Source organism: Bradyrhizobium sp. sGM-13, from assembly GCF_018398875.1.
In the GTDB taxonomy this organism is placed as follows: domain Bacteria; phylum Pseudomonadota; class Alphaproteobacteria; order Rhizobiales; family Xanthobacteraceae; genus Bradyrhizobium.
Genome location: NZ_JAGWDK010000087.1, coordinates 1 through 7,675 on the forward strand (window position 1 = coordinate 1; position 7,675 = coordinate 7,675).

Genomic DNA, 7,675 nt, shown 5'->3' on the forward strand with positions numbered 1-7,675 from the left:
CCATCCTCGAATGGCTCGGTATCAAAACGTCAAAATCACTATGATGAACCACTAGACATCACCGTCCATGCCTCATCGGAGATGCCAAGGCTAAAGAAGCAAGCGCCGTGCCGCAACAAAGAAGATTGAGTCTGCACGCAGTATCTGCATGCGTCGCATTGTCGACATTTGGTTCGGAGCCGACAATCTTCCTGATACCAGACGCCTGTGGCGCGTACGCCGTTTCACTCTCGTGTGAGGGCACCCACCGGAAGGCGTTGACGCAGACATCCTCAGATGGTGTGCCGGGGATATCAAGATGCTCAGAAAGTCGGGAAGAGAAAATTGACTGGCGTCACGAATGAAGATGTCCATACCATCGAGGTGATCCGTAGCAATATAGTTCTCTCGCCTTGCTTTCCGCCAATGGCATCGAACACAAAACGTATCGAGTCAACCACGGCGGCGTCTCGGGCTGTCGCTGTCCTCCTTGGACGTTTCCTCCCCTAGACTTGTGCCGCTTGTCAGTTAAGCGTCCTTTTTGCTTGCCCATCAATCCGAGCATTTTGGATCGGGTATGCGAGACTCAGGATTCGCGTTTGATGCGGAAGGATACAGACCGCGATCAACGACTTGGACGCCAGGGTCGCCTGAGTTGGCATGCTCTGCGAGCGCCTCCTGTGCCTTGTGCTGGGGATTATGTTTTGGGCATGGACCTTTTGGATCCCGTAAGGATTCGTTCCAGTGCTGATGGACACGCCACTCGTCTGGGAAACTGGAATTGGTGCCCGTCAGCAGCACGGAAAGCACGACCGAACTCCTCGCCCAATTCACTTCGAAGATCATCCGGCGGGAGCGATCCAGGCAGGTTTCTGCCGCCGACAGCAAGGACCCAGGCAGCGTTGCGGATTGGGCCGGATCTCCTCGATCACGGCGCGAATGAGTTGCTCCCGACCGGTCTCAATGCTCGGCGGTAGCTTCAGTTGTTCTGGTTCCACCAGCATGGTTCGATTTCTCTTGTCATCAGCTGAAGGATTTGCCGCAAGAGCAGCTCGATTTGGCGTTTGGGTTGTCGAAGGTGAAGCCCGAGCCCTACAGCGCCACCACGAAATCGATCGTCGTGCCGGCGAGGTGTTCATGGCTCTTATTGTCGACGAACACCTTGACGCCGTCGCGCTCGATCACGGTGTCGTCAGGCTTAGCCTCGTCGGCCAGGCTTCATCCGGTATTTGAACCCGTCGCAGCCACCGGCCTCGACCATGATGCGCAGGCCGCTCGTCGGCTGCGCCGAAGCCGAGATCGCGCTCTTGAGCGCATTCACTGCGCTATCCGTCAGATTGATCATGGCACCCTTTATTTTCCCGAGTCGTTTGCATGGGAATTGGCAAGTCGCATGCCAGCGCGCCCGAGCTTGACATTGCTCACCTTTTCGAAATCGCGCCTGTTGGCTTTGCGACGCGTGTAGGGTTGCTGACAAAGGTCTTCGAGGGATTGCGGCGGCTTTGCGTGTCTTTCTTTATGGATTCCGCCGATGAAGCGTAAGGAACGCGGCGGCAAGCAATTTGCATTGCGTGTCTAAGCCGGCCGAAGTGTCTGGTGATGAGCTTAGATCGGAGACCACTTTCATGACGAACACTACCGAACAACTAGAACACGCACCGGGGGTCTTTGTCGACAAGATCTGTGCAGGCGATGCGCCCATTCAGCTTGTTTTGCACAATGACGACAAGACGACTCTCGGTTTCGTGGTACGCCTGCTGCGCGAGGTATTCGACAAACAGGAGCGGGATGCCATTGCGCTCGCCAAACTCGTCTTGCAGCATGGCAAGGCCGTCTGCGGACGCTATCCTCCCTCAGTCGCAAAGGCGCTCCTCGAGGCGGCGCAAGAGCGTATCCGAGCTGAAGGATGTCCCCTGCTGATCACGGGCGAAGCCGCGGGCGAAGCGGACGGCCCCGACCTGTCCGACGTGCAATTCGAATATGCCTTCGAAGCGCTTGAGTGGCACTTCACCAATATACCGCCGAGCGAACTCGCCACTACTGTGCGGCAATTCCCGGGCCACATGCGGGCCGATGTCCAGGTCGCGATCGATAAGCTATTCGCCGATCCAGTCCGCTTCTTCGGCGTCTATGAACAACATAGGTACGAGACGCTTTCATTCGCTCGGATCAAACAGCGTGGACGGAATGCGATTTCGCTGGTGCCGCCGCAATATCACCAGGTTGATACTGGCGAGACGGCGCCGGTCAAATGCCTGTACAATGGACTGTGGCTTTGCCGGGCGAGCGAATTTTTCTATGCCGTCGTGCTCTCTTATGAGTTGGAGTTCAAGCGCGAGCCGAAGCCGATGATCCGGATTGAAATCGTTGCCCCTGCGGGGTCTGGCGGCGAAGCCTTTGTTCAGCGCAGCTTTGACGAACTGGAACGGGCGGTGCACGCGGCACGTTCTTATCGCGGCAAGATCCTCTCACTCGAGGAAGGTGCGGATTACAGCGGCCGCTCAAGAGGCATCATGGTGCACCGAGTGGCACCAGTGAAGCGCGAGGACGTGATCCTGCCGGAACAGGCTATCAAATTGCTCGATCGCAACGTGTTGAGTTTTGTCGCCACGCGCGGCGCACTCCGCCGATTCGGCCAGTCGACCCGCAAGGGCATCCTGCTCTATGGCCCGCCGGGCACCGGTAAGACCCACACCATCCGCTATCTCGCCACCAACCTACCGGGACACACCACGCTAATCATCACCGCCGAAGGGGTCGGTGAGCTGAGCGCCTATATGGCGCTCGCGCGCCTGCTGCAGCCTACCATGGTGGTGATCGAGGATGTCGATCTGATCGCCAGCAAGCGCGACGACTTGACAACATGTGAGGAGGTCGCGCTGAACAAGCTCCTAAATGAAATGGACGGCTTGAAGGAAGACGCTGACATCCTCTTCGTGCTCACCACCAACCGCCCCGAGCAACTCGAGGGCGCCCTGGCCGGTCGCCCCGGCCGCATCGACCAGGCGATCGAGATGCCGCTGCCTGATACGACCGGCCGCGACAAGCTGATCCGGCTTTACGGCATGGGCCTGCCGCTTGAGGCGGAGATCGTAGCCGAGACGGTGCGCCGCACTGAGGGCGTCAGCGCCGCTTTCATTAAGGAGCTGATGCGGCGCATTGCGCAATCATGCATCGCTCGTGACGGCGGAAACTCAGTGACCACAGCTGACATCGAGGAAGCGCTCGACGACATGCTGTTCACCGGCGGCCGCCTCAACGTGAAGCTCTTGGGTGGGGCCGGAGCGATGGCTGCGGGGTCTGAATGAAGGCGAAGAGAGGAAGATCACCCGCCAAGGGCTGCGCCAACTCCCGCATGCGCCGGGTGTCGACGACGCGTCTATGACTGATGAGCAGCGAGGCGGTTCGTGAACGCGAACCGCCACGACGAGGCCGAAGCAACAATGACTGCCCGCTCGCCGGCTGCGCCGACGTTGAGATCGCGGTCTTGACTGCATCCATTACGCTATCCGTCAGGTTGCTTGTGGCTCACCCCTCCCTTGCATCAGTCGGTTGCTTGCGAATTCGCAAGCTGCATGCCAGCGCGCGCTTGATCCCGTCTTTTTCGAATCGCGCAGAGTGGCTTTGCGACCCGTGTCGGGTTCCTGACGAGGCTCTTCGAGGGATCGCGGCGCGCTTGCGTGTTTTCTTTAAGTGTTACGCGGATGAACCATTCCAGTCGCGGCGGCAAACAATTTGCATTGCACATGTTGCGCCGGCCGAGGTGTCCGGTGATGAGCTTAGATCGAGGACGATTTTCATGACTGCAATCGAGAACACCGCGCTCGGCCAGCTGGACAAGGAGGGGCGCCTGCTCAATGCCATATTCAAGGGCGGGACCACCAAGCCGGGCCGGTTCGGCTTTCGCGGCGATATCGCACTAAAATTCCAGACCCAGGTCGCGGACGAGGAGCGGCCGCCCGACTATTCGATCGAGCAGGTGCTGATGGTTCGCGCAGGAAGGCGAAAGCACCATTCCGGTGCTGGCCGGCTACGCACTGCTTCGCTTATCTTGCTGATATCGCAAACGTTCTTGACGGCGCGCTAAGCCCTGGTGGCAGCTACTTCATGTTTTGCAACAACATAGACCTGTTGGCGAAATACCGAACCAAACTCGGTGATATCACCTTCCACGTGCTGCCGTGCGATGAATCCACTGTCATCTGGAAGGAGATGATGGACCTGGTCGGGGTCAACAAGAACGGCCTCAAGAAGCTCGATGCGGGCGGCAGGCTCGATTACTTGCTCGACGCGGCCAGGAATGTCGATGCATCCTATGACGAAATCTCCTACGAAGACGGGCTGAAGAGGATGGGGCCCGTCAAAAACCGCAACGAGAACCGGCCGGTCTGAGCGCTGGTCCAGCCCTCGCCGGTGGGATCCGTTCTCGTCCTACAACAAGCCGCACGCCGGTGACGCAGATGTCGCCGTCCAGCCCCGTCAACGCGACCGGCGTGAGCCCGCTGCCCTTGCACGGGCCATCAACGCAGCGGCCGGTGCCGAGCTCGAAGGTCGAGCCGTGCTTACTGCACATCAGCCGGATGCCCTTGGGATCGAGGAACTGGTTACGTTCCCAGTCCAGGTTGACCCGGTTATGCGGGCATTTATTGAGATAGCCAAACACCCGCTTGCCCCAGCGCACCACAACAATGGACCACGGCTTGGGATGTCGTAGAAGCCGCAGATCGCATAGGCGGTATTCGGCTGCATCCATTGCTCGTTCATGACAAGATGCCTTTCATTAATCACCCTGCGACCAGCCCTGCAAGAATCGCGCAGGGTGCTGGATCGCCTCACCTTCTGGGGAATTCGACGCGCGGCGTCGCAAGCGCACCACCACTAGGTGCGACCCGTGCACGATCGACGGGTTCGCGCGAGCACTGTCGCTTTACGGGGCTCACAACGCGCATCTCCGCGGCTGCTACAAAAAATTGATCTCTTCGCGTCCGACTTTGCCGGCTGCTCGCTGGACGAGCTGACGGCAATGCTCGATCGTGGCATGCTGACCATCTATTCGGTCACGCGCCCGATTACGGCAGATTGCGCTGTCGATCAGGCGGGATTCTCGTGATTTTCAGCGTTGGCACGCCGGCCTTCGGCCCGCGGAGGGTGGCGTGAACCAGCCGCTCCTCGCGGCCAATCCGGTTTCGGCCGCCGGCCTGGGCTTGCCCGTGCCCGTCAGGCGGATGGCACGATGGTTCCGGTTTTTTCCGCAGGCCCTGGCAACTACGAGATCAAATTCGCCGAAGTGTCCTGCTCGAAAGGCTCACCGGTGAAGATCACCGCTGTCAAATTGCTTCCGGTTCGTCATCATACGGAAAAGTGCCCCGAAGCAGCCTCTCTTGGTGGGAGCAGTCATTGGAATGCTTTCCGCATCGGTGGGATGAGCGCTATGAACAAGCTGCCCCTACAAACCCGCGTCCAGATTCTGACGATGCTCTGTGAGGGCAGCAGCTCAGCCGGATTACCGGGGTTATAGCGCGACAATCTGGATGGGAAGTCTTCGGGAACATTCCTCCATGAGGCAATACGCACTTCCATCCTGATTGCCGCGCCGCACGGGGTGTCGATCAATACCGTGACTAAGCTCTTGGTGGACGCTGGTTTGGCCTGCGCCGCCTTCCACGATGAGAAGGTCCGCCATGTCCCCGCCATCCGCATCCAATGCGATGAGGTTTGGTCGTTCAGCTACGCCAAGCAGAAGAATGTCAAATTTGCTAAGCGGCTCCGGCCGCTGCTGGCGACATCTGGACGTGGACGGGCCTGGACGCCGACTCCAAGCTGATCGTGTCATGGCACGTTGGCGACCGCAGCCAAGACAACGGCATTGTCTTCCTAGGAGACTTGGAGGCGCGTCTTGCCAACCGCGTCCAGCTCATCACAGATGGCCACAAAGCCTATCTCAAGGCCGTATCTGCGGTCGATTTCAACGCTGAGTACGCGATGCTGAACAAGATATTCGCGACTGACTATGCCGTCCTGGCCGCTATAGCCCTCCCAAGTGCATTGGCGCGATCAAGGAAGCCATCATGGGCAACCCCGATCCGAAGCGTAACAGCACCTCATTTGTTGAGCGGCAGAACCTGACCATGCGCATGTCAATGAGGCGGCTTACCCGCTTCACCAATGCGTTCAGCAAGAAGTTTGAAAACCATTGCCACGCGTTGGCACTCTACTTCTTTTTCTACAACTTCTGCCGCGTCCACAAGACACTTGGCGTCACCCCGGCTATGGTCGCTGCCGTGACGGATCGTATCATGAAAATGGAAAGCCTTGTTGAGATCATCGGCGCGCGGAATGCCCCGGGGCCGCGCGGCAAAGGGCTGGATGAGGCCCATACACCGTCCGCCTGCCGTTTCGCATCGACCAGGTTGCCCATGGCCGCTGAAGACGGATTGCGTGCAGCCTTCCCTATGCGCCAGATCCGACGGCGCAGCCGCTGGCTTGCATGTGGTGGTCTGGTTTCGCGATCTGCCCCAAACGTCCGAAGCATGGGTTACGCCGCACTGGAGGCGCGCCAGATCGAGCGCGGCTGTCAGCTTCTGGCTCAAGCGGTCGATCAGCTTCGTTCGCGGCGATTGTCCTAGTCGCATGCCCTCCAACTGGACCATCAAAATCAGTGATAAATGGCAATTCTAACCGTACCAGGCTCGGTCTATCTCAGGAACGAGAACGGAGAACCGCCATGTATGTGCCCCCCGCCTTTAGAGATGACGAGGTCGAAAGCATCCGCGCGACCATTTGCTCCGCCGGCCTCGCCAACCTGGTCACGGCCACCGCGGACGGACCGATTGCGACACCCTTGCCGCTCTTCCTCGATGAGACCGAAGGAGAGCACGGAGTGCTGTACGGGCACTTGGCGAAGGCCAATCCACAATGGCGTTCGGCTCCGACCGGCGAAGCTCTGGCGATCTTCATGGGTCCGGAAGCCTACGTGAGACCCTCATGGTTCGCGACCAAGCAAGAAACCGGGAAGGTGGTGCCGACATGGAATTACACCGCCGTCCACGCGTAAGGGCCGGTTGAGTTCTTCCAGGAGCCCGAACGTCTGCTCGAGGTGGTCACGCGCCTAACGAACTCGTTCGCGACAGCGGAATGAAGTTATTGAAGATTGCCAACATCCGATCCCATAGTGGCAGCAGACATTATGAACCATCCGAACCGGCATTTTCGCAGAATTCAGATGCTTGCGGCCGACGACGCATGATTCTACCCGGGGACGGCGACTCGGAGCCAGCAAGCTGGTGGGAATGGCCGAGCAGGATGACCGACTTCGCGGGAGCAGTCACTGGTGAAGGTCACCGAACATTCCCGAAGGCCAGCTTGCCGGAGCCGGCACTATTACGACGCCCATCCGCGGCAGGGCCCTGCAATGCCAACCATTTTGTGATGCTGTCGCGGCGCATAGAGTCCCATCCTATGAACGACGCGCTGGCTCCGGCCGATCTCATTTCGATGGGAGCGGGATTTGAACTACCGTCCGTCGACCGGCCCTTCATGCTGCTGTCAGGGCGGACTACTTTGTCACGCATCTTGCAGACGACGGCCGCCCGCTTCGACCACTAATCAACCAAGTCCTTCGCGCCGGTCGGCGCCGAGGGACTCTATCCCCGAGCGCAGCACACGGAGAGTCCCTTCAGCGAGGCTTCGCCGTCCA

Annotated in this window: 6 protein-coding genes and 3 pseudogenes; 7 read left to right on the top strand and 2 right to left on the bottom strand. The window is 59.1% G+C overall.

Annotated elements, in window-relative coordinates; all coding sequences use genetic code 11:
• Positions 1-1,002 precede the first annotated feature (1,002 nt).
• Positions 1,003-1,324: pseudogene (locus KJQ96_RS37550) on the bottom strand (HesB/IscA family protein).
• Positions 1,325-1,353: 29 nt separating this feature from the next.
• Between KJQ96_RS37550 and KJQ96_RS37555 the strand changes: the two are divergent.
• From KJQ96_RS37555 to KJQ96_RS37565, 3 genes and pseudogenes are all read left to right on the top strand, one after another.
• On the top strand, positions 1,354-1,521 hold the full coding sequence (locus KJQ96_RS37555) for a hypothetical protein (RefSeq protein WP_213291065.1): 168 nt from the start codon (positions 1,354-1,356) through the stop codon (positions 1,519-1,521).
• An 83-nt stretch (positions 1,522-1,604) separates the two neighbouring features.
• Complete coding sequence (locus KJQ96_RS37560) at positions 1,605-3,287, top strand: ATP-dependent Clp protease adaptor ClpS (protein WP_213291066.1); 1,683 nt, start codon at positions 1,605-1,607, stop codon at positions 3,285-3,287.
• Between the two features lie 491 nt (positions 3,288-3,778).
• Positions 3,779-4,371: pseudogene (locus tag KJQ96_RS37565) on the top strand (hypothetical protein).
• On the opposite strand, the gene KJQ96_RS37570 reads toward KJQ96_RS37565, so the two are convergent.
• Entirely contained in the window at positions 4,340-4,732 is a 393-nt protein-coding gene (locus tag KJQ96_RS37570; protein ID WP_249735025.1) for a Rieske 2Fe-2S domain-containing protein, read from the bottom strand. The pseudogene KJQ96_RS37565 and the gene KJQ96_RS37570 sit on opposite strands and share 32 nt — an antisense overlap.
• A 480-nt stretch (positions 4,733-5,212) precedes the next feature.
• On the opposite strand from KJQ96_RS37570, the gene KJQ96_RS37575 reads away from it, so the two are divergent.
• The 4 genes and pseudogenes from KJQ96_RS37575 to KJQ96_RS37590 all read left to right on the top strand — a co-directional run bounded on the left by KJQ96_RS37575 (position 5,213) and on the right by KJQ96_RS37590 (position 7,584).
• Positions 5,213-5,497, top strand: a complete 285-nt coding sequence (locus KJQ96_RS37575; protein ID WP_213257318.1) for a hypothetical protein — start codon at positions 5,213-5,215, stop codon at positions 5,495-5,497.
• Between the two features lie 550 nt (positions 5,498-6,047).
• Entirely contained in the window at positions 6,048-6,605 is a 558-nt protein-coding gene (locus tag KJQ96_RS42480) for a hypothetical protein (protein WP_213291067.1), read from the top strand.
• A gap of 98 nt (positions 6,606-6,703) precedes the next feature.
• Positions 6,704-7,096, top strand: a pseudogene (locus KJQ96_RS37585) (FMN-binding negative transcriptional regulator); the annotation flags it as partial.
• Between the two features lie 341 nt (positions 7,097-7,437).
• A complete protein-coding gene (locus KJQ96_RS37590; RefSeq protein ID WP_213257315.1) occupies positions 7,438-7,584 on the top strand; it encodes a hypothetical protein in 147 nt (48 codons plus the stop codon).
• Positions 7,585-7,675: the final 91 nt, after the last annotated feature.

What these genes read in the sequence shown, in the direction of transcription:
- KJQ96_RS37555 (WP_213291065.1), top strand. Translation starts at nt 1,354, where the DNA reads ATGGGAATTGGCAAGTCGCATGCCAGCGCGCCCGAGCTTGACATTGCT.
- KJQ96_RS37560 (WP_213291066.1), top strand. Translation starts at nt 1,605, where the DNA reads ATGACGAACACTACCGAACAACTAGAACACGCACCGGGGGTCTTTGTC.
- KJQ96_RS37570 (WP_249735025.1), bottom strand. Translation starts at nt 4,732, where the DNA reads ATGGATGCAGCCGAATACCGCCTATGCGATCTGCGGCTTCTACGACAT.
- KJQ96_RS37575 (WP_213257318.1), top strand. Translation starts at nt 5,213, where the DNA reads ATGGTTCCGGTTTTTTCCGCAGGCCCTGGCAACTACGAGATCAAATTC.
- KJQ96_RS42480 (WP_213291067.1), top strand. Translation starts at nt 6,048, where the DNA reads ATGGGCAACCCCGATCCGAAGCGTAACAGCACCTCATTTGTTGAGCGG.
- KJQ96_RS37590 (WP_213257315.1), top strand. Translation starts at nt 7,438, where the DNA reads ATGAACGACGCGCTGGCTCCGGCCGATCTCATTTCGATGGGAGCGGGA.